Raw genomic sequence first — 19,852 nt, 5'->3', positions numbered from 1 at the left:
GGGCAGCTGGACTCCACCCGGCTAGAGTTCCCGCTCCGGCCAGCCCAGCAGCCGCGCCCCGATCACCGCCGTCTGGAGCGTGTAGCGGTGGACCGGGTCGGACGGGTCCGCTCCGGTCAGTTTGTGGATGCGGTCCAGGCGGTACGTCATCGCCCGCACGCTCAGCGACAGCCGGCGCGCCGCCTCCGCCGCCACGCAGCCCGTGTCGAAGTAGGCCGTCAGCGTGTCCAGGAGGGGGCGGGCGCCGCCGCGGGCCGTGCGGAGGGGGCCCAGGACCGAGACGACCAGGTCCGCCATCGCCTGGCGGTCGCGGGTCAGGACCGGGTAGACCAGCAGGTCCGCCGCGTGGAGCACCGGCGCGTCCAGGTCCATGCGGGACGCCAGGTCCAGCGCGTTGAGTGCCTCCTCGTACGAGTGGACCACCCCGCCCGGGCCCGGGTGGGCGCGGCCCACCGCGATCCGGCCGCCGTCCGTCGCCGCGTACGCCTGCTTGGCGAAGTACCGGAGCACGTCCTGCTGGTCACCGGGGGCGATGCAGATCAGCCGCCCGTCCTTGGTGGTGAGGAGGAGGTGGCGGTCGCCGAAGCGCGCCAGGAGGGACGTCTCCACCTGGCGGGTCACCGGATAGCCGTCGTCGTACGGCTCCGGGCCCTCCGCCACGGCGACCGCATGCGCCTGCGAGAGCAGCAGCCCGAAGCGTTCGGCACGCTCCGCAAGGCGGCCCAGGTCGCTCCGGCCGTACAGCAGGTCGTCGATGAACTCCCGGCGTGCCGCCTCCTGCCTGCGGACGGCAAGCCGCTGGGCCCGCTCATGGCCCTCCGCGAACACGTCCACCGCCTCCGTGACGATGGACAGAAGGTGATCCGCCGTCTCGCGCGGCAGTGCAAGGCGTACGGATTCGGCCGCCGTCAGCTGCTCCCGTACCAGCTCCCGAAGCCCCGTCCCGGCCTCCGCCGCCCGTTCACCGCCCGCCCGCAGCGACTCCCGCTCGTCCCGGGTGAGGCGGCGGCCCGTCGCACAGGCGTCGGTCAGTATCCGGATGTATCCGCTCTCCAGCATCTCTTCCCCCTCGTGGTGCGCCACCGGCATTAAGGAAGCGTAAAGACTGCCGGTCCCAGGCAATGCGGAGGGATTCATTCCGAAGGCATGATCGGTCTCGTCGGCCGGGGCAGAAAAGGGAGAGGAGGGTACGGCATGGACGAATTCCTGAGGATCGTCGCCGCCTTCCCCACCCTCCTCTTCACCTCCGCCCTCGCCGTCGTGGTCTGCTTCTGGCTGCTCGTTCTCACCGGCGCCGTCGACCACGACGGCTTCGACGGTGTGCTCAGCACCACCGTCCTCGTATCGGTCTCCCTCTTCGCCGCCCTCGGCTGGTTCCAGAGCCTGACCTGGTCGGTGCTCCTGCCGGATGTTCCCCGGCCGTTCGTCCTGGTGGCCTCGGCACTCGGCGCCGGGTGGCTCAGCCGCCTGATCGCGCGCCCACTGGCCACCCTCTTCCCCGACGAACCCGGGCCGTCCCGCCATGACTTCATCGGGCTGACCTGCACCATCCGCACGGGACGGGTGGACGCGGGCTTCGGCCAGGCCGAGGTCACCGCGCGGGACGGCTCCACCGCCGTCGTCCAGGTCCGCCAGTCCGCCGAGGACGGGTACGCGCTCTCGTCCGGCAGCTCCGCGCTGCTGTACGCGTACGACTCCGCCGGCGAGTTCTTCTGGGTCGCCCCTTCCTGACGTCCCCGCACGGGACCCGTGGGCGCCCTCCGCTCCGAAACTCCGGAGATTTCCTCATGGATGCCATCACCCTGGGCGCCGCGCTGCTCGTCGCGTTCGTCCTCGTCATCGTCGTCGCCGCCGTCCTCGTACTCGGCCGGCTCTTCCGCAAGGTCGAACAGGGCAAGGCCCTGATCGTCTCCAAGATGAGAAAGGTCGACGTCACCTTCACCGGCCAGGTCGTCCTGCCCGTGCTCCACAAGGCCGAGACCATGGACATCTCGGTGAAGACCATCGAGATCTCCCGCACCGGCCGCGACGGCCTGATCTGCGGCGACAATATCCGCGCCGATATCCGCATCTCGTTCTTCGTCCGCGTCAACAAGACCGTCGAAGACGTCATCAAGGTCGCCCAGGCCATCGGCACCGCCCGCGCCAGCGACCAGGCCACGCTGCAGGAACTGTTCAACGCGAAGTTCTCCGAGGCCCTGAAGACCGTCGGCAAGCAGCTCGACTTCACCGACCTCTACACCAAGCGCGACGAATTCCGGGACCGGATCATCCAGGTCATCGGCACCGATCTGAACGGCTACAGCCTCGAAGACGCGGCCATCGACTATCTGGAGCAGACCCCGCTCGCCCAGCTCGACCGCGACAACATCCTCGACGCCCAGGGCATCCGCAAGATCACCGAGCTGACCGCCGTCGAACACGTCCGCACCAACGAGTACCTGCGCGACGAGGAGAAGGAGATCACCCGCCAGAACGTCGACGCCCGCGAGGCGATCCTCGAACTGGAACGCCGCCAGACCGATGCCGAGATCCGGCAGCGCCGGGAGATCGAGACCGCGCGGGCCCGCGAGGAGGCCGAGACCGCCCGGGTGGTGGAGGAGGAGCGGCTGCGCGCGCAGACCGCGTTCCTCAAGACTGAGGAGCAGCTCGGCGTCCACCGCGAGAACCAGACCCGTGAGGTCGCCGTCGCCGCGAAGAACCGCGAGCGGGTCATCGCCATCGAGAACGAGCGCATCGAGAAGGACCGGCTGCTGGAGGTCATCGCCCGGGAGCGGGAGACCGAGCTGACCCGGATCTCCGCCGAGAAGGAACTCGAAGCGGAGCGCCGCGAGATCGCCGAGGTGATCCGGGAGCGGGTCGCCGTGGACCGTACGGTCGCGGAGCAGGAGGAGTCCATCAAACGGCTGCGCGCGGTCGAGGAGGCCGAGCGGGGGCGGCAGCAGGTCGTCATTGCGGCGGAGGCGGCGGCGCAGGAGCAGCTGGTCCGCGATATCAAGGCCGCGGAGGCCGCCGAGCAGTCCGCCGTCCACCGGGCCGCCGAGGAGCTGACCCTCGCCGAGGCCCGCAGCAAGTCCGCCGAACTCGACGCCCGCGCGAAGATCCGCCTGGCGGAGGGGGTACGGGCGGAGGCCGCGGCCGAGGGCCTGGCCGCGGTCACCGTCCGCGAGAAGGAGGCCGATGTCATCGAGCGCGCGGGCCGCGCGGAAGCGGCGGCGCTCGCCGAGCGGCTGAAGGCGGAGGCGGACGGCATCCGCGAGAAGCTGACCGCCGAGGCCGCCGGGCTCACCGAGAAGGCGGCGGCGATGGCCGCGCTGGACGAGGCGGGCCGGGGCCACGAGGAGTACCGGCTGCGCCTGGAGGCGGAACGGGACGTACGGCTCGCGGGGCTCGACACCCAGCGGAAGGTCGCGGAGGCGCAGGCCCAGCTCATCTCGGTGGGGCTGGAGCACGCCGATATCGACATCGTGGGCGGGGAGTCGGTCTTCTTCGACCGGCTGGTCGGCGCGATCGCGCTCGGGAAGGGTGTCGACGGGTTCGTGGAGAAGTCGTCGACCGTGCAGCAGCTCGCCGGGCCCTGGCTGGACGGGTCGGGGGCCTTCAGGGAGGACCTGACGGCGCTCCTCGGGTCGGTGTCGACCGCCGATGTGCAGAACCTGACCGTGTCGGCGTTCCTGACGCAGCTGATGCGCTCGGGCGGCGGCGCGGAGGGGCAGCTCGGGCAGCTGCTGGACGCGGCCCGGCGGCTGGGCCTGGCGGACAAGTCCCTGGCGGGGCTGGGCGGAGTCGGTGGGATGAGCGGGTTGAACGGCAAGGGCTGAGGCCCTGGGAGGGTTCCGCGGCTGCCGCGGGGCTCCTGCGGAGGCCGCTGTCCCGCACGGGCCGCCGCCGCCCCCGGGGCCGAAAGGATCCGCGGCTGCCGCGCGGGGGGCGGCAGCCGCGGGCCCGGCCGGAGAGCCCGGGGCCCGCACCCGGCTCCCCACCCCACCCCACCCCACCCCACCTGGAAGGTTCCGCGGCTGCCGCCACGGGGGACGGCAGCCGCGGGCACCACACCGCGGGCGCGGCGAGCGGTGAGCTGCGAGCTGCGGACGCCGCGGGCACCAGACCGCAGTACTGCGCCGCGGCGGGCCGCGGAGGTACGAAAGACGACGGAGGAGAACCATGGACGCGGGGACCTACGAGGTGCTGCGGGACCGGCTGCGGGCCCGCGGGGACGAACTGGCGCAGCGGGCAGGGGCCCTCGACCGGGCCCGTACCGCCGCCTTCGGGAGCGCCGAACTCTCCCTCGCCGGGACCGGCCGGCTCCGTACCGCGGCACCCGGAACGCCCCGCGACCTCGTCGCCGTCGGCGGCGCGCTGCTCCTCCTCCGCGACGCGCCCGCCGCGCTCTCGCCGGTGACCGAACCCGCCGACGTCTTCGCGCTGTACGACCGCGAACTGGCCCCGCTCCCCGAGGACGCCGTCCCCGGTCTCCTCGACGACCCCGCCTTCCGGGCCGAGTTCGCCGCGCTCTGCCGCTTCTTCCAGGGCGCCCGGCCCGCGCGGCTGCTGGTCACCCACGACCGGCTCCTCGCCGTCTTCCGCACCGGCAAGAACGACGACGTACGCGTTCTGCGCTGGTCCCTTTCGCCGCTCGGCTTCCTCGACGGGCGCGGGGAGCGCGATCTCGCCGCCGCGCCGCCGCCGGACGACATCGTCTGGACCGCGACCGGCCGCGACGACCATGTCCCGGGCCGCCGTCCGCAGATCCGGATCACCGACGGCGTGTACGTGTCGACGACCGGCGGCACGCTGACCGTGAGGACCAGCGACGGCACCGCCGACACCGGCAGCCCCGGCGGGGTGTTCTCCGAGCCGGTCGCCGAACCCCTCCAGGCCCTCGCGGACGCGGACGTGTCCTGGGCCCGGGTCGGACCCCTGGTGCTGCTGCGGGTCCGCCCGTACAACGAGGACGCCGTACGGCAGCTCGTCGTCCACACCCTCACCGGCTCGGTGAACCGCCTCGAAGGTGCGGGCGGCGCGCTGCGGCGGCTCCCCGACGACCAGGGCGTCGTCTTCCCCGGCGGCTATGCCCGGTCCGCCGGGACCGGATCCGCCAAGGCCTTCGAGGATCCCCACCCGGACGCCGCCTTCGAGCGGGCCGTCCGCTCCCCCGGCGGCGACAGCGTGCTCTACGCGTTCCGCGCCCCGGACGGCGGCCGGTGCATCCTGCTGCCGTACGACACCGTCCGCAAGGAGGTCGTGGCGCCGCTGGGCTGCGAGGGCTGGGCGCTGCTCGACGACGGCACGCTGGTGGCGCTCGCCGCGCCGGACGGCGGGGAGCCGTCCCGTACCCACACGGTGCAGATCTGGCGGAGCCCGTACGTCTCCGAGGAACACGACGGACACGCCCCCGCCGGGGATCCGGACGGTCCGCTCGCCCGGATCGGGAACGCGTCCCTGGTACGGGCGGTCGCGGATGCCTTCGCCGTCGCGCGCGGCGCCGTGGAGGCCGCGGCGGGCGAGCCGACGGCCGGTCTCTACGAGGCGCTGGCCGCCGACTGCGAGCGGACCGCCGACCGGCATCCGTGGCTGGGCGACGCGGACGCCGGGGGGCTGCGCGGCCCGCTGGAGGAGATCCGGACGGCCGCGGCATCGGCGGTGGAGGAGTTCGCGGCCGTACGGGAGCTGACCCGGCAGGCCGCGGAGGCCCTCGCCGGGGAGGCCGCGGGGATCGCCCGGCTGGTGCGGCGGGTGCGCGGCGAGTCCCCGGCGTCGGCGGAGGAGTGGATCGGGCGGATCACCGGACTCCGGTCGGCCCGCGGCCGGCTGCTGGCGCTGAAGGAGCTGCGGTACGCGGACGCCGGCGCGATCGACGCGCTCGCGGACGACGTCGCCGCGGACACCGCTTCGGCGGGCCGCCGGGCGATCGCGTTCCTCGCCCGCGAGGAGGCCTTCGACGGCTACCGCGCGGAGATCACGGCGCTGGCGGACCGGGCCGCCGGGCTGACGACGGCCGCGGAGGCCGGTGAGGTGGTGGCGGGGCTGGACGCGCGCGCCGCCGGTCTCGGCGAACTGACCGAGGTCGTCGCGGGCCTCGACATCGGGGACACCACGGTCCGCACCGGCATCCTGGAGCGCATCGCGTCCGTCACCGCCCTGGTCAACCGGGCCCGCGCCGCCCTCGCTGGCCGCCGCCGGGACCTGGCGGAGCGGGAGGGGCGGGCCGAGTTCGCCGCGGAACTCGCGCTGCTCGCCCAGTCGGTGACGGGCGCACTCGCGGCGGCCGGGACACCGGAGGAGTGCGACGAGCGGCTCGCCGCGCTGCTGCTGAAGCTGGAGAACCTGGAGTCCCGCTTCCCCGGCCATGACGGCTTCCTGGCGGAGATCGCGGGGAAGCGGACGGAGGTGTACGAGGCATTCTCGGCGCGCCGCCAGTCGCTGGACGACGAGCGGGCGCGGCGGACGGAGCGGCTCGCGGAGTCGGCGCGCCGGGTGCTGGAGGCGGTGGCCCGGCGGGCGTCCGCGCTGGACGGCAGCGATGCGCTGCACGCGTACTTCGGTTCGGACCCGATGGTCGCCCGGATCCGGCGGACCGCCGCCGAACTGCGGGAACTCGGTGATCCGGTACGGGCCGAGGAGGTGGAGGGGCGGCTGAAGGCGGCCCGTGCGGAGGCGGTACGGGCGCTGCGGGACCGGCGCGAGCTGTTCGGCGACGGCGGGGGCACGATCCGGCTGGGGCGGCACGCGTTCGCGGTCACCGCGCGGGAGCCGGAGCTGACGCTGCTGCCGCAGGGCGACGGGATGGTGTTCGCGCTGACGGGCACGGACTGGCGGGGGCCGGTCGGCGGCGGCCCGGAGTTCGCGGCGGCGCGGCCCTACTGGGGGCGGTCGCTGCCGTCGGAGTCGCCGGAGGTCTACCGCGCGGAGTATCTGGCGGCCCGGCTGCTGCCCGCGGCCGTCGCGGGCGGGGATCCGGCGGAGCTGGTGGCCGGGGCGGTGGCGGAGGCGTACGACGAGGGGTACGAGCGCGGGGTCCACGACCACGACGCGGTCGCGGTGCTGCGGGCGGCGGCGGGCCTGTGGCGGGTGGGCGGGCTGCTGCGGTACGGGGGCGGGGAGCGGGCGCGGGCCCAGGCGTTCTGGGCGGGGGCGGAGGTGGCGGACCGGGCGCGGTGGACGCGGGAGGCGGTATCGCTGGTGGCGGCGCGGGAGCGGTTCGGGCCGTCTCCGGCGCTGGGGGCGCTGCACAGGGAGCTGGCGGAGGCGATCGCCGGGTCGGGGGAGGCGGCGGGCGGTACGGCGGGGGACGATTCGGCGGAGGCGGCGGGCGCGGGCGGGGCGGCGGCCGGGTCGGCGGGCGGGGTGGCGGGCGCGTTCGGTCCGGCTGGAGCCGCAGCCGGTCCGGCGGGCCCGGACGCGGCCGCCGCGGCCGGGTATCTGGTGGAGGAGCTGACGGGCGAACGCGGCTTTGTGACGGGCCCGGCGGCGCGGGCGCTGGTGGCGGCCTTCCGGCAAGCCGTGGGCGCGGCGTACCGCGGGACGGGCCGCGAGAGCGGGGCCGACGAGCCCGCGACCGTGCGGCGGATCACCGAGGGGTGGCTCACCGCGTACGCCCGCTCCACCGGGCGCGACGTACCGGCCGACGTGCTCGCCGAGGCGCTGGCCCTGGAGCTGTATCCGGACCTCGACCGCTACGACGCCGAAGGCCCCGCCGCCGTGACCGTCGACGGCCTGCTCGGCAGCCACCCCCGGATCGACGGCGGCGCCCTGGACCTCAGGCTCGACGAGTTCCTCTCCCGTACCACCGCGTTCGCGGGCCGGGACGTGCCCGGATTCCGCGCCTACCGCGCCCTGCGGTCCCGGCTCGTGGACGCCGAACGGGCCCGGCTGCGGCTGGCCGAGTACCGGCCCCGGGTGATGTCGGCGTTCGTCCGCAACCGGCTCGTCGACGAGGTGTATCTGCCGCTCGTCGGCGACAGCCTGGCCCGGCAGCTCGGCGCGGCGGGCGACGCCAAACGGACCGACAGCGGGGGCCTGTTGCTGCTGCTGTCGCCGCCCGGCTACGGCAAGACCACACTCGTCGAGTACGTCGCGGAGCGCCTCGGGCTGCTGCTGGTCAAGGCCGACGGTCCGGCGCTGGGGCACGGCACGGTCTCCCTCGACCCGGAGCAGGCACCGGACGCGGCGGCCCGCGCCGAGCTGGAGAAGATCGCCTTCGCGGTGGCGGCGGGCAACAACGTGCTGCTGTACGTGGACGATATCCAGCACACCTCGCCCGAACTGCTCCAGAAGTTCCTGCCGCTGTGCGACGCGAGCCGCACCCTCGGCGGGCGGGATCTGCGGGGGAAGCGGTTCGCGGTGGTGATGGCGGGCAATCCGTACACCGGCTCCGGCGAAAGGTTCCGGCTGCCGGACATGCTGGCCAACCGGGCCGATGTGTGGAACCTCGGAGACGTACTCACCGGGAAGGAGGAGGCGTTCCGGCTGAGCTTCGTGGAGAACGCGCTGACGTCGCACCCCGAACTGGCGCCGCTGGCCGGCCGGGAGCGGTCGGATGTGGAACTGCTGGTACGGCTCGCGGCCGGGGATCCGGCGGCCCGCCGCGACGGGCTGGTCCATCCGTACGCCGCGGGGGAGCTGGAGCGGATCGTCGGGGTGCTGCGGCAGGTGCTGGCGGCCCGGGAGACGGTCCTCGCGGTCAACTCGGCGTACATCGCGTCCGCGGGGGTGTCGGAGGCGGCCCGTACCGAACCGCCGTTCCGGCTCCAGGGTTCGTACCGCAATATGAACCGGATCGTGCAACGGCTCAGCCCGGCGATGACGGAGGCGGAGGTCGCGGCGGTCGTCGGTGACCACTACACGGCGGAGGCGCAGGCGCTGCCCGGGGACACCGAGGCGAACCTGCTGAAGCTGGCCGCGCTGCGGGGGACGCTCGACGAGGCGGGGGCGGCGCGCTGGGTTGCGGTGAAGGAGGCGTACGCGCGGGCCCGGGAGTCGGAGCGGGATCCGTACAGCGGGCTGGCCGAGCGGATCGCTTCGCTGGAGGCGGCGATCGTACGGGCGGCGGCCGGGCGGCCCTGACCGGTGACCGGGCTCACATCCGCCGGGTGCGACGGAACGGAGGGGCCGGAGCACCTCGTAGGTGTCGACTGCACGGATGTCGGCGGCACACACCGCGATACGGGAGGTCGGGCTCATGAACGCGTGCTCCGGGAGCAGGCAGGTCGCCGTGGCGGTGGTGAGGCGGCTGGGGGCGGTGCTGGCGGCCCGGCTGCGGACACTGGCGGCCGGGGCGCGGGCGATATTCGGGCTGGGGGCTTCGGCAAAGGGTGTGTTCGGGCCCGGGGGCGGGGCGGCCGCGCGGGCCGCCGGATCCGGCGGGGTCCCCTCGGCGGTGCCGGGCGCGCGGCTCGGCCGGATGAACGGCCGCCGCCAGGCGGCCGGGAACGGGACACGGGCCCGTTATGCGCGGCTCGTACGGCAGCCGGAGACGGTCCGCATCGGGCGGGTCACGCCGCTGCGGATCCACTAGGCCGTGTGGGACACACCGCGGGGGCGGCGGACTCCGGCGTGCTGCCGGTGTCCGCCACCCCCGTCCGGGAACGAGCCCCCGTGCTTACTTCGGGTCGCGGTTGAAGACCGACCTGGACCAGAACCAGCCCAGCGCGGCCAGGCCCAGGCACCAGGCCACGGCCAGCCATCCGTTGTGGCCGATCTCGGTGCCGAGCAGCAGTCCGCGGACGGTCTCGATGGCCGGGGTGAAGGGCTGGTACTCGGCGATCGGCTGGAACCAGCCGGGCATCGCGTCGATCGGGACGAAGGTGCTGGAGATCATCGGAAGGAAGATCAGCGGCAGGGCGTTGTTACTGGCGGCCTCGGCGTTCGGGCTGATCAGGCCCATGCCGACCGCGATCCACGTGAGCGACAGGGCGAACAGCGCCATCATGCCGAAGGCCAGGACCCACTCCAGGGCGGTGGCTCCGGAGGAGCGGAAGCCGATGGCGACGGCGACGGCGCCGACGAGCACCACACCGATGATCGACTGGAGCACGCTGCCGATGACATGCCCGTTGAGCACGGATCCGCGGCTGATGGCCATCGTGCGGAAGCGGGCGATGATGCCCTCGGACATGTCCATGGAGACGGAGACCGCGGTGCCGACGGTGGCGCCGCCGATGGTCATCAGCAGCAGACCCGGCACGATGAACGCGATGTAGTCGGCCCGGTCGGCGCCGCTGCCGCCGATGCCCGCGCTCATGGCCTCGCCGAAGATGAAGACGAAAAGCAGCAGCAGCATGATCGGTGTCAGCAGCAGGTTGAGCGTCATCGACGGGTAGCGCCGGGCGTGCAGCAGGTTCCGCCGGAGCATCGTGGTCGTATCGCGGACGGCGTGCGAGAGGGTGCTCATCGGGCATTCTCCTGGGTCTTTCCGGCGCCGGTCAGGGCGAAGAACACGTCGTCGAGGTCGGGAGTGTGCACGGTCAGTCCGTCCGCTTCGACACCGGCGGAGTCCAGCCAGTCGAGGATGGCCCGCAGTTCGCGCTGGCTGCCGTCGCTGGGGAGCTGGAGGGCGAGGGCCTCGTCGTCCCGGGCGGCGTCGCGCAGGGCGGCGGCCGCGTTCCGGTAGGCGGCGGGGACGGAGAAGCGGAGGCGTACGTGTCCGCCGGGGACGAGCCGCTTGAGTTCGTCGGCGGTGCCCTGGGCGGCGATCCGGCCGTCGTTCAGGACGGCGATGCGGTCCGCGAGTTCGTCGGCTTCTTCCAGGTACTGGGTGGTGAGGAAGACGGTGACACCGCCGGAGACCAGTCCGCGGATGATCTGCCACATATTGTGGCGGGCGCGGGGGTCGAGTCCGGTGGTCGGCTCGTCGAGGAAGATGATCCGCGGGTCGCCGACGAGGGTCATGGCGATGTCCAGGCGGCGCTTCATACCGCCGGAGTAGGTGGCGGCGGGTTTCCTGGCGGCGTCGGTGAGGTCGAAACGCTCCAGCAGTTCGGCGGCGACGCGCCGGCCCTCGCGCTTCGGGAGATGGTTCAGGTCCGCCATCAGGAGCATGTTCTCCTCGCCGGTGATCAGCCCGTCGACGGCGGAGAACTGTCCGGTGACGCCGATCGCGGCGCGCACGGCCTGCGGTTCGGTGGCCGGATCGTGGCCGGCGACCCGGGCCTGTCCGCCGTCGGCGGAGATCAGCGTGGAGAGGATCTTGACCGCGGTGGTCTTTCCGGCGCCGTTGGGGCCGAGGAGCGCGAAGACGGTTCCGGCGGGGACGGAGAGGTCGATGCCGTCGAGGACGGTCTTCTCGCCGTACGACTTGCGCAGTCCGGTGGCGGAGATTCCGGCGGGCGGCGGCGGGCCGTCCGCTCGCCGGGCGGTGGGCAGGGCGGATGAGGGCATGGCGGACTCCGGGTCGGAGAAGGGGTGCGGTGGGCTCGGGCGCGATGCGCCCCGGGTGTGCGGTGCGCGGGGTCATGCCTTGGCGGCGCGGAGGACGTCGACGCTGCCGTAGCGGGAGCGGGCGCGGATCGTGACGGTTTCCTCGGCTCCTTCCGGGGCCCCGGACTCGGCGAGCGTGTTACGGACCTGGCCGGCGCCCGAGTTGAGGTCGAGCCACGCCGCCGAACCCTCGCGGACGCGGACGTCGATGGCGCCGTAGGAGGTCTCCAGCTGGACGGTGCCGCGGGCGACCTCTCCGACGCGGACGGTGCCGTGCGCGGTGACCGCGGTGACGGAGTCCTCGGCGCGCCGGATCTCGATATCGCCGTTGGCGCCTTTCACCCGCAGTTCGCCGGTCACGGCGCCGACGACCGTGGTGCCGTGCGAGTTCTTCAGGACGGCCGGGCCGTCGAGGAGACCGGCGCGCAGACTGCCGGAGCTGGTGGTCATCTCGGCGAGGCCCTCGACCCGGTCGACGCTGAGGGAGCCGTGGTTGGCGGTCAGGTTCAGCGGGCCGGTCTCGTCGAGGCGGACATCGCCGGAGGAGGTCTTCACCCGGACCTCGCCGAGCCGCCCCTCGCCGACCACCTGGGCCCAGGCGCCGGTCATATCGATCCGGGAGCCCGTGGGCAGTTCGACCGTGACGTCGACGATGCCGGTCCGGCCCAGGAGGCCGGGCCTGGGTGTCCGTACGGTGAGCAGTCCGCTGGTGTACGAGACCTCGGTCTGCTCTGCGGTCCGGGCGTCCAGCTCGTTCTTCGGCTCGCGGGCCCGGACGCCGACCACGGTGTCGGTGCGGTCGGTCGCGGTGAAGCGGATGGAGCCTCCTTCGACGTGCGCGGTGACGGAGATGGGCTGGGGGGTGGCGTAAGCAGGCATGGCTGTCCCGTCCTCGTGGGTCTGGGGTAGCGTCCCGGCCGGCGGGACGTGAGGGAGGTGAAGTCGTGGGGTGGGGCGGGGCGGCTGGCTAGCGCACCCAGCCCTGGAAGCTCTTTCCGCTCTCCCGGGCCGTTGTCTCCGGCGGCCGGGGCGTCCCGGTTCCGCGGTCGACCCGGGCGGACACGGCACGTACCAGCCAGCCGTTGAGCGACAGCCCTTCGCGGGCCGCGGCCTCCTCGACCAGGGTCTTGAGATAGGCGGGGAGCCGGAGGTTGACGCGGGCGGTGCTGCCGTCGCCGCCTTCGGCGGGTGCGGGGGTTCTGGGCGGTTCGGCGGGCGGGGGCGTGGCGCCGTCGTGTGCGGGCGGCAGCGTCACGACGAAGTCGGGGTCGAGCCCGCGCAGCCGTATCTCGACCGAGCCGGGCGCCAGTTCGCGGGTGATCTCGTCCATGGCGGCGGAGAGCACATGGAGCATGGCCAGGCGGGTCGCCGCCTCCAGCGGGGCGTTCAGCCACTCCGCCGGCTCCCGGGAGTCTTCCCCGCCTGCCTTGCAGGCCGCCGCGAACTCGCGGCGAACGGTTTCGACGTACGGCGTGAGGTCCATGACGTCATCATGGCACCTTCATGGCGCCATCTGCAAGCCCCTTGGCGCCTGCTCTGCATCTCGCTGGCACCAGACCGTTGCGACCAGCGGAAACGAACCTCCATCGCGGATTGCACAGCCGCCTCCTTCGCCATGGCAGGCCATGACATGCCATGACATAACGCCACAGCCCGCCCACTGGCGCCACTCCATGCCTCATGGCGCCATATCCGCCGCCTCCTCGCGAGAGCGATCGCCCTAGCGCCGCGCCACAGTCGCGACACCGCGCTCAATAGAGCGTTCGTTTTAGTCCCGGCAGAACCTGGCGACGGAGCCCCGTGTCCGTATCCGTATCCACCCCTGCCTCCGCTCCTGCCCCGGTCGGCCGGACGGTCGTCAACCTCAGCTCGGACGGGCGTGTGGGGTCAGGCGGGCACATATGGCCCGGTAGCACGATGCCCTCGGGAGCGGTTCAGATCAGCGGTGGGCGTCCCAGGCGGGTCATCCGCCGGACCGTGCGCCATCGGATGGGCTTCCGGGGCGGGCACGGAGTGCGTACGCCTTCGAAGAATCCGGACCACCAGGCCTTGAGGCCCTCCCTCAACGGCCTCTGCTTCATGGTGTACGCCGCCCACGTCATCAGATACACCGGCACCAGGACAGCGGGCAGACGGCGCTTGGCCAGCCACACCCGGTTGCGGGCGGTGTTGCGGTAGTAGACGGCATGGCGGGACGCCTCGGTACGGGGATGGCGGAGCACCATGTCGGCCCGGTAGTGGATGTCCCAGCCGGCATCCAGGGCACGCCACGCGAAGTCGGTCTCCTCGTGCGCGTAGAAGAACGGGGCAGGGAACTCCCCGACTTCGTCGATCACCCTCATCCGGATGGCATGGCCCCCGCCGAGATAGGTGGTGACCGGCCCGGACCTCAACGGATCGGAGGCACCGAGACGGGGGACGTGCCTGCGCTGGGTGAGCCCCTCCTCGTCGGCGATACGGAAGCTCACGATCCCCAGCCGGGGTTCGGCGGCGAACGCCTCCCTGACCAGTTGCAGGGTGTCCGTCCAGGGCAGGAACCCGTCGTCGTCGAGCACGACGACCACATCGACGCCGCCGTACTGCCGCAGCCACTCGACCCCGGCGTTCCGGCCACCCGGGACCCCGAGATTCTCCGGAAGCTCAATACCTTCCGCCCAGGCCGGAAGCTCGGGCAACGCAACACCCTGCCCCAGCACGACCACGATGGTGGCCTCACCGTCCTGCGCGGCCACCGAATCAAGAAGAGTCAACAGCTCCGGCTCACGGTCCCCCATGGTCAGAACGATCACGCCGAGGGTCGGGTTCATGGTGCCCTTCACGCGGTGCCTCGCAGAGGTTCGGTGACGCTCGTGTCCAGAGGTTGAAGTTGCACTCAGCCGCGCCGACTTGCCCCTTCGGGCCAGACGATGTCCACGGGGATACCGGCCGCCTGTGCTTCGAGGACCGTATCGGCGGTGCCGCCGCCCTTGCCGGAGGGCGGGGTGCCGTCCCATACGGCGACGAGGCGCTCGGCGCGGGCCAGCAGTTCACGGTTGGCGGCCTCGTAGGCAGCCCGGTCGGCGGTCTCGTTCGGCAGGACGACAACCTCGGCCGCGGCCCCGTGCAGCCGGTCGAAAAGTTCCGCGTGCCCCGGCTTCACCTTGGCCGCCCGGTAGTCCCGCGACGGCACGACGACCACCAGCCGCCCGCCCGCTTCCAGCACGGCCTCGGCAAAGAGACTGTCGGCACCGGCAGCGATGCACGACACCCCGGTCAGCCCGTCACCCTGCCCGGCGAGCAGTTCCCGCAGGGCGGCACGGACCAGAGCCACGCTCCCCTCGGTCAGGTCCATATGCCCCGTCACGGCCATGGTCACCATGCCGTGTCACCCCTTCCGTTCACCGGCGCGCCCGCACGGCGTCCGTGTACAACTCTCGCGTCAGATCGTCCTCGTCGATGCCCAGGCTCGTGAGCACCGCGCGCATGTCCACCAGCGCCGCGGCCACATCGGGCTCCTCGGTGAGCGTCTCCACTTCCAGGAAAGTGCCGTCCAGCTCGGGAACCCGTACGAGTGTCGCGAGCATCTGCCGTCCATGAGCCTCGAACGCGTAGTTCCTGCAACGCTTCTCGAACTCGACAACGGGTACATAGCCCAGGCCGCGCAGCAGGGCGTGCACCGCCTCAGGGTCCTCCACCCCGGTCTCGTACTCGGGTTTGGACCCGGACTCGTCGTCCACCCGCGCACCCTTGAACGTCAGCACCGTCCGGGACCCGTCCGGGCCGTGCACGGTCCTCACCCGCAGCTCCTGGTCCGCGGATTCAAGAGCGTGATCAGGAGCGTCGTAGTAGGTGTCCCGGTACACCTCGGAACGGCCTGCCACCAGACCCTCCAGACCTCGCCGGACCACGTCAGGTGCTGTCACCCGGGCCTTCAGCTCTGCTTCGATCACGCGGTGGCACTCCTTTCGGACCGTGCCCTGCTGCCTTCGGCGCACCGAGTCGGCCCGGTCTCGGCGGCTGTAAGTACCTCGTGCGTCCGCCTTCGGCGTGGGATGTCAGCTGTCAGTGGGTTTTCTGTCATAGGAGGCCAGGGTGGCCTTGGTGGTGGAGGCGTCTTCGAAGGTCAGTGTCCAGGGGCCGGTGTTGATGTCGAAGTCCTTTCCGAAGCCGACCCATTTGCCGGCCATGCGGCGGCCGGTCGGTTCGACGAGGAGCTGTACGGCCCCGTGGTAGCGGGCGCCCCGGTAGTAGCCGTCCGCTGCGGTCTGTTCGGTCCAGGTGCCGGTAACGACGTGGCCGTCGACGTGGAGGTCGATGGTGAGCGGGGAGTCGGAGGAGCCGGGCAGGCTGCGGACGGTGAGACGGTCGCCGTGCTGGAGGATCACCACGTAGTGCTGTCCGGTGTGGGTGGCGTCGCGGCTGCTGGAGTAGTACTCGTAGCGGGACAGCCAGACGCCCGAGTAGTTGCGGTGGGCCGTGGCCGGGGCGTTGTGGGGCATGGCCGCAGGAGTAGCCCTTGCGGTCGGTGAGGTGTCGGGGCTGCTCGGCTCGCTGCCTCCGGCGGTTCCGGTGTCGGTCACGCGGGCTATTACGACCCCGTCGAAGCCGAGAGCGTCGATGGGTAGCCCGGTGACCGCTTCGAGGGCACGGGCGTAGACGGCGCGTGGTGCGGTGGTCGTGCCGGACTCCCATCTCTGGACCAGGCGCTTGTTGGCATCGTTGGGCCGGCCTGCGCGGTTTCCGGCCTCGCGGACCGCGCGGGCGAAGTCGTCCTGGGACATCAGCAGGCCCATACGGACCGCCCGGAGAGCGCTGTTCGGGGTCGCCATGCGAGCACGGTACGCCCACCGACCCTGCAATGACACCGATTTGACGCCTTTCGTGTCGTCGGAATGTCGCCTTCAGCGACGCCGCGCAACGGAGTGTGCCGGGTCCATCGTGTTTCCGTGACCATCACCGACGACGGCCGGCTGTCCGGCAGGTGCCCTCCGGACGGCAACGCCCGCGCCACGGACGGCGGACCGAGAATCCTGATGACGCTTCGTGTCTCCCGGGACTCGGGCCGGACCTGGGGACCGCACACGGTCGTCCACGCCGACGCCGCCCGCGACCTCCCGCCCGAGCCACTGCGCTTCCCGCCCTGCCACTGCCCCCGCTGCCGACACAGCCCCATGGACGACCATGGGCAATGACCCCGCCGCCGTTCCGGTCCCCGAGTACTGCGTCTACTGCGACCGGCCCGTCGAGCGGTCCGAGGGGAACCTCGTGATGCTCGGGTTCTCCGCCTCCGGGGCGCGACCCTCCCTGTACGCGCACCCCTCCTGCCCCGCCCCGCGCAAGCGCGCTCCGCGCTGAAGGCTCCCGTACGCGCCGCAGCCCCAAATGCCCCGCGTACGGGAACGGTCCCGGCCCCGAACACGACCCCCGGCACAAAGCCGGGACCACCCCCAAATCCCCACCCGGCACCCCACCCGTCTGAACTCCACCTCCGTACCGCCCTGTCGGTGGGTGGGCCTAGCATCCCGTCGCAGCACCGATCGCACGCCACGCACAAGCGGCCACGGGGGCACATCGGTGGACGGTTCACTCGCGCGCGGTCCGACGCGGTCCGTGACAGGCAGGAACGAGGAGCATGACCATGGACGAAGCCACCACCCCCGACAGACCCGACGGCGTGCCCGCCGGGGCCGGATGGGACGAGGAGGAGACGGGGTGGACCCTGGGGGCGACCGGGGAGCGGGGGAAAACCGGGGAGTGGCGCTGCTGGCGGGCCGACGGGACCTTCGCCGAGTCCAGCCACTGGGTCGACGGGAAGATGCACGGGCCGCACATCCGCTACCACGACGACGGATCCGTCGCGAGCGAAGGACCGTGGGAGGACGGCAAGCGGACCACCATGGTGCTCCACCGCGCCGACACCCCGTCGCAGGAGACCGTCATGGCCGAACTGCCGGAGTCGATCCGGCGCCTGGTCCAGGACTTCGACGAGAACGGGTACTTCTTCCGCCAGCGCTTCTACACCGCCGCCGGATCGGAGGTCGACTTCGACGGGGAGCCGATACCGCCCCGACCGGCCGGGGTGCCGGAGGACGCGCAGCACGCCGCACGGCACCGGCACTGGTACCACCAGCGTTACGAGCCGGGCGGGGAGGAGCGGAAGATCGGGCTGCACCGGTTCTGGGAGACCGACGGCCGGTTCAAGGGCGCCGAGTACTACACCGTCGAAGGCAAGCTGGTGGCGCAGATCAACACGGCCAGCACCTGCCAGAGCAACCCGCTCGTCGACGCGGAGCTGGCCGGGGACGAGCGGGCGGTCGAGGAGTGTCTCGCCCTCGGGCTCGGCAGCTCGCAGGGCGCCGCACTGCACGCCGCGTCCGTGGGGCGGTCCGCCCTCGCCCTGCGGCTGCTGGGCGGGGAGGCCGGCGCGCCCCGGGCCGAGTTCACCGATCCGCGCGGCGAGCCCGAGCGGCTGGACGGCGTTCCGGGCGACGCCGTGTGGATCGCGGGTCTGAAGTCGTGGGCCGTCGGTGAGGTCGACCCGGCGACCGGCGCCGCCCTCGGCACCTGGCGGCTGTGGAAGGACCTTTCGTTCGGCGAGGCGCAGGTCGAGCCGATCGTCGTCGAGTTCAGGGACGGCCGCCCGGCCCGGCGCCGCGAGTGGGTGGCGTGGCGGCACGAGTGGCCGGCCAAGGAGTGGACGTACGGCCCCGACGGCACGGTTCTGCTGTACCGGAAGTACGACCGGGGGCGGCCGCAGACCGAGACCGAGGCCCTGCCCGAATCCGACGGCGCGGTCGCCGAACGGCGCTTCTACCAGGACGGGCCCGTCAGGGTCGAGCGCACCACACGGGACGACGCCCTGGTGTCCGAGGTGTGGTTCGACGCGGACGGGACGCGCCTGGCCGAGGTCGTACCGTCCGATGTGCTGGTGGACGACGAACCGGTCGAGTGGTGGCGCGGTCTGGACGTCTCCGGCGCGGTGATCGCGGAGGGCGCGGTCCGGCCCGGCCTCCAGGGCGAACCCGTGGGGCGGTGGAAGCTGTACGGCGTCGACGGCCCGGACGGCACCGAACGCGCCGTGACCGATTTCGAAGGGCTGGAGGTACAGCGCGGGGGCGACCTGGGGCAGTTCGCGCACGCCGTGCACACCTGGCGGACCACGCCCCTGCCGGATGTCCTCGCGGGCGTCGACGACATCGAGTGGACCGGGTACGAGACCTTCTTCGGCGGCGGCGAGGCTTTCGCCTTCCTGATCAAGGGACTGGCCGTCCCGGACCCGCTCGCCTCCGGCCACGCCCTGGGCGCGATCTGGGACACCGTGCTGCATCAGCACACCGTCTCCGAGATCGCCGGCCCCGCCCTGCGGTTCGTGATCGCGCTGGCGGAGGCCCGGCCCGAGGAAGAGGACCTGCTGAACTTCCTGCTGCATGTCGTCACCCGTGACGGCGGTCCGGACCACACCCGGCAGCTCAAGGAGCTGCACGCCGCAGCCGCCGGGGTGGACGATCCGGCGGAGTTCTACGGGGAGAACCACGTGGAGCCCGCCTACTACGAGATCTACACCCGGCTCGGCGCCGCGACACCGGCATGGGCCCGGCTCGCCGCCGGGGGCCCCGGCATCTCCCGCGAAGCCCAGCAGACCGCGTTCCATCTGCTGGCCGCCGCCCCGGGCGAGGCCGCCGCGGCCGCCCTGCGGGACCGGCTGGCCGCCGAGGCCGCACGGGACGGCGACGAGCGCGACCGGGAGAACCTCGGCGATCTGCTGCTCTGCCTCGGCCTTACGCCCGGCGACGAGACCCGTGCCCTGGTGGAGCCGTTCCTCGGGGACAAGGATCCGCTGCTCGCCTTCTGCGCCGCGCTGACCTGGGTACGGATCGGCGGGAACCCGCTGCCGGACGCGCTGCCGCTGCTCATCTCCACCCTCGGCGACACCACCGGCCTGGACGGCTACGGCGCGCACTGGTTCGCGGAAGGCACCGCGTCCGCCGATGCGCTCGATGTGCTGTCCCAGCTGCCACCCGAACACTCCCAGGGCTGTCTGGACGAGATGTGCGCCCTGCTGGACGGGGCGAACTCGTTCACCGCCCCCTCCCTGGCCCGGTCCCTGCTCGACATCGTCTTCCCCGAAGAGGCCTACCAGGACGGCGCCCCGCTCACGGCCGACCAGCGCCGGGTCGTCCTGGCGGTCGCCGGACACGCCGGTGACGGCGGCGTCATCAACGTCGACGTCAGCGAGGTGCTCCGCTACAACAACCTTCCGCACACGGCCGAGTTGCTGCGAGCGCTCTGCGAACAGGAGTGAATACCGGTCCCGCGCCCGCACCGCACGGCTGCGGACGGGCGCGGGACCGCAGGCCGGGTCGGCGCAGGGTGCCCGGGTCCGCTTCCGCGACCGCCGGGTGGACCGGCTCCGCGGAACCGCGCGCGGGGACGTGGCTCTTCGCGCGGGTCACAT

General features: G+C 72.7%; 16 protein-coding genes. 7 read left to right on the top strand and 9 right to left on the bottom strand.

Going from position 1 to position 19,852, the window contains the following annotated elements; genetic code table 11:
* Window positions 1–21 precede the first annotated feature (21 nt).
* Complete coding sequence (locus ACIQ9E_RS09035; protein ID WP_403704295.1) at window positions 22–1,089, bottom strand: PucR family transcriptional regulator; 1,068 nt, start codon at window positions 1,087–1,089, stop codon at window positions 22–24.
* A gap of 105 nt (window positions 1,090–1,194) precedes the next feature.
* Here ACIQ9E_RS09035 and ACIQ9E_RS09030 point away from each other — a divergent pair, with 105 nt between their 5' ends.
* From ACIQ9E_RS09030 to ACIQ9E_RS09015, 4 genes are all read left to right on the top strand, one after another.
* A complete protein-coding gene (locus ACIQ9E_RS09030; RefSeq protein ID WP_403704292.1) occupies window positions 1,195–1,731 on the top strand; it encodes a hypothetical protein in 537 nt (178 codons plus the stop codon).
* A 56-nt stretch (window positions 1,732–1,787) separates the two neighbouring features.
* Window positions 1,788–3,821 (top strand): SPFH domain-containing protein, encoded by a 2,034-nt coding sequence (locus ACIQ9E_RS09025; RefSeq protein ID WP_403704289.1) that lies wholly within the window; start codon window positions 1,788–1,790, stop codon window positions 3,819–3,821.
* A 343-nt stretch (window positions 3,822–4,164) separates the two neighbouring features.
* Entirely contained in the window at window positions 4,165–9,066 is a 4,902-nt protein-coding gene (locus tag ACIQ9E_RS09020; protein ID WP_403704287.1) for a DNA repair ATPase, read from the top strand.
* A gap of 115 nt (window positions 9,067–9,181) precedes the next feature.
* Complete coding sequence (locus ACIQ9E_RS09015) at window positions 9,182–9,517, top strand: hypothetical protein (RefSeq protein ID WP_403704284.1); 336 nt, start codon at window positions 9,182–9,184, stop codon at window positions 9,515–9,517.
* A gap of 84 nt (window positions 9,518–9,601) precedes the next feature.
* Here the strand turns inward: ACIQ9E_RS09015 and ACIQ9E_RS09010 are convergent, their stop codons facing one another.
* The 8 genes from ACIQ9E_RS09010 to ACIQ9E_RS08975 all read right to left on the bottom strand — a co-directional run bounded on the left by ACIQ9E_RS09010 (window position 9,602) and on the right by ACIQ9E_RS08975 (window position 16,226).
* Window positions 9,602–10,393: an ABC transporter permease gene (locus ACIQ9E_RS09010; RefSeq protein ID WP_403704281.1), complete on the bottom strand. Its 792-nt coding sequence runs from the start codon at window positions 10,391–10,393 to the stop codon at window positions 9,602–9,604.
* Complete coding sequence (locus ACIQ9E_RS09005; RefSeq protein ID WP_403704278.1) at window positions 10,390–11,379, bottom strand: ATP-binding cassette domain-containing protein; 990 nt, start codon at window positions 11,377–11,379, stop codon at window positions 10,390–10,392. The genes ACIQ9E_RS09010 and ACIQ9E_RS09005 overlap by 4 nt, the downstream gene beginning before the upstream one ends.
* A 72-nt stretch (window positions 11,380–11,451) precedes the next feature.
* A complete protein-coding gene (locus ACIQ9E_RS09000; protein ID WP_403704275.1) occupies window positions 11,452–12,297 on the bottom strand; it encodes a DUF4097 family beta strand repeat-containing protein in 846 nt (281 codons plus the stop codon).
* An 88-nt stretch (window positions 12,298–12,385) separates the two neighbouring features.
* Window positions 12,386–12,901 carry a hypothetical protein gene (locus tag ACIQ9E_RS08995; RefSeq protein WP_403704273.1) on the bottom strand — a complete coding sequence of 172 codons (516 nt, stop codon included), beginning with the start codon at window positions 12,899–12,901 and terminating at the stop codon, window positions 12,386–12,388.
* 451 nt (window positions 12,902–13,352) lie between these two features.
* Window positions 13,353–14,225: a glycosyltransferase family 2 protein gene (locus ACIQ9E_RS08990; RefSeq protein ID WP_403704270.1), complete on the bottom strand. Its 873-nt coding sequence runs from the start codon at window positions 14,223–14,225 to the stop codon at window positions 13,353–13,355.
* 65 nt (window positions 14,226–14,290) lie between these two features.
* Window positions 14,291–14,776, bottom strand: a complete 486-nt coding sequence (locus ACIQ9E_RS08985; RefSeq protein ID WP_403704267.1) for a hypothetical protein — start codon at window positions 14,774–14,776, stop codon at window positions 14,291–14,293.
* 19 nt (window positions 14,777–14,795) lie between these two features.
* A complete protein-coding gene (gene cyaB / locus ACIQ9E_RS08980; protein WP_403704264.1) occupies window positions 14,796–15,347 on the bottom strand; it encodes a class IV adenylate cyclase in 552 nt (183 codons plus the stop codon).
* A 105-nt stretch (window positions 15,348–15,452) separates the two neighbouring features.
* A complete protein-coding gene (locus ACIQ9E_RS08975; protein ID WP_403704261.1) occupies window positions 15,453–16,226 on the bottom strand; it encodes an XRE family transcriptional regulator in 774 nt (257 codons plus the stop codon).
* A 117-nt stretch (window positions 16,227–16,343) separates the two neighbouring features.
* Between ACIQ9E_RS08975 and ACIQ9E_RS08970 the strand changes: the two genes are divergently transcribed.
* From ACIQ9E_RS08970 to ACIQ9E_RS08960, 3 genes are all read left to right on the top strand, one after another.
* Window positions 16,344–16,589 (top strand): hypothetical protein, encoded by a 246-nt coding sequence (locus ACIQ9E_RS08970; protein WP_403704258.1) that lies wholly within the window; start codon window positions 16,344–16,346, stop codon window positions 16,587–16,589.
* Complete coding sequence (locus ACIQ9E_RS08965; protein ID WP_403704255.1) at window positions 16,579–16,752, top strand: hypothetical protein; 174 nt, start codon at window positions 16,579–16,581, stop codon at window positions 16,750–16,752. Before ACIQ9E_RS08970 ends, ACIQ9E_RS08965 begins: the two co-directional genes overlap by 11 nt.
* A 277-nt stretch (window positions 16,753–17,029) precedes the next feature.
* Window positions 17,030–19,699 carry a toxin-antitoxin system YwqK family antitoxin gene (locus ACIQ9E_RS08960; protein WP_403704253.1) on the top strand — a complete coding sequence of 890 codons (2,670 nt, stop codon included), beginning with the start codon at window positions 17,030–17,032 and terminating at the stop codon, window positions 19,697–19,699.
* Window positions 19,700–19,852: the final 153 nt, after the last annotated feature.

This window comes from Streptomyces sp. NPDC094448 (assembly GCF_044763775.1).
Lineage (GTDB): Bacteria > Actinomycetota > Actinomycetes > Streptomycetales > Streptomycetaceae > Streptomyces.
This window is presented reverse-complemented; position numbering and strand designations above follow the sequence as displayed.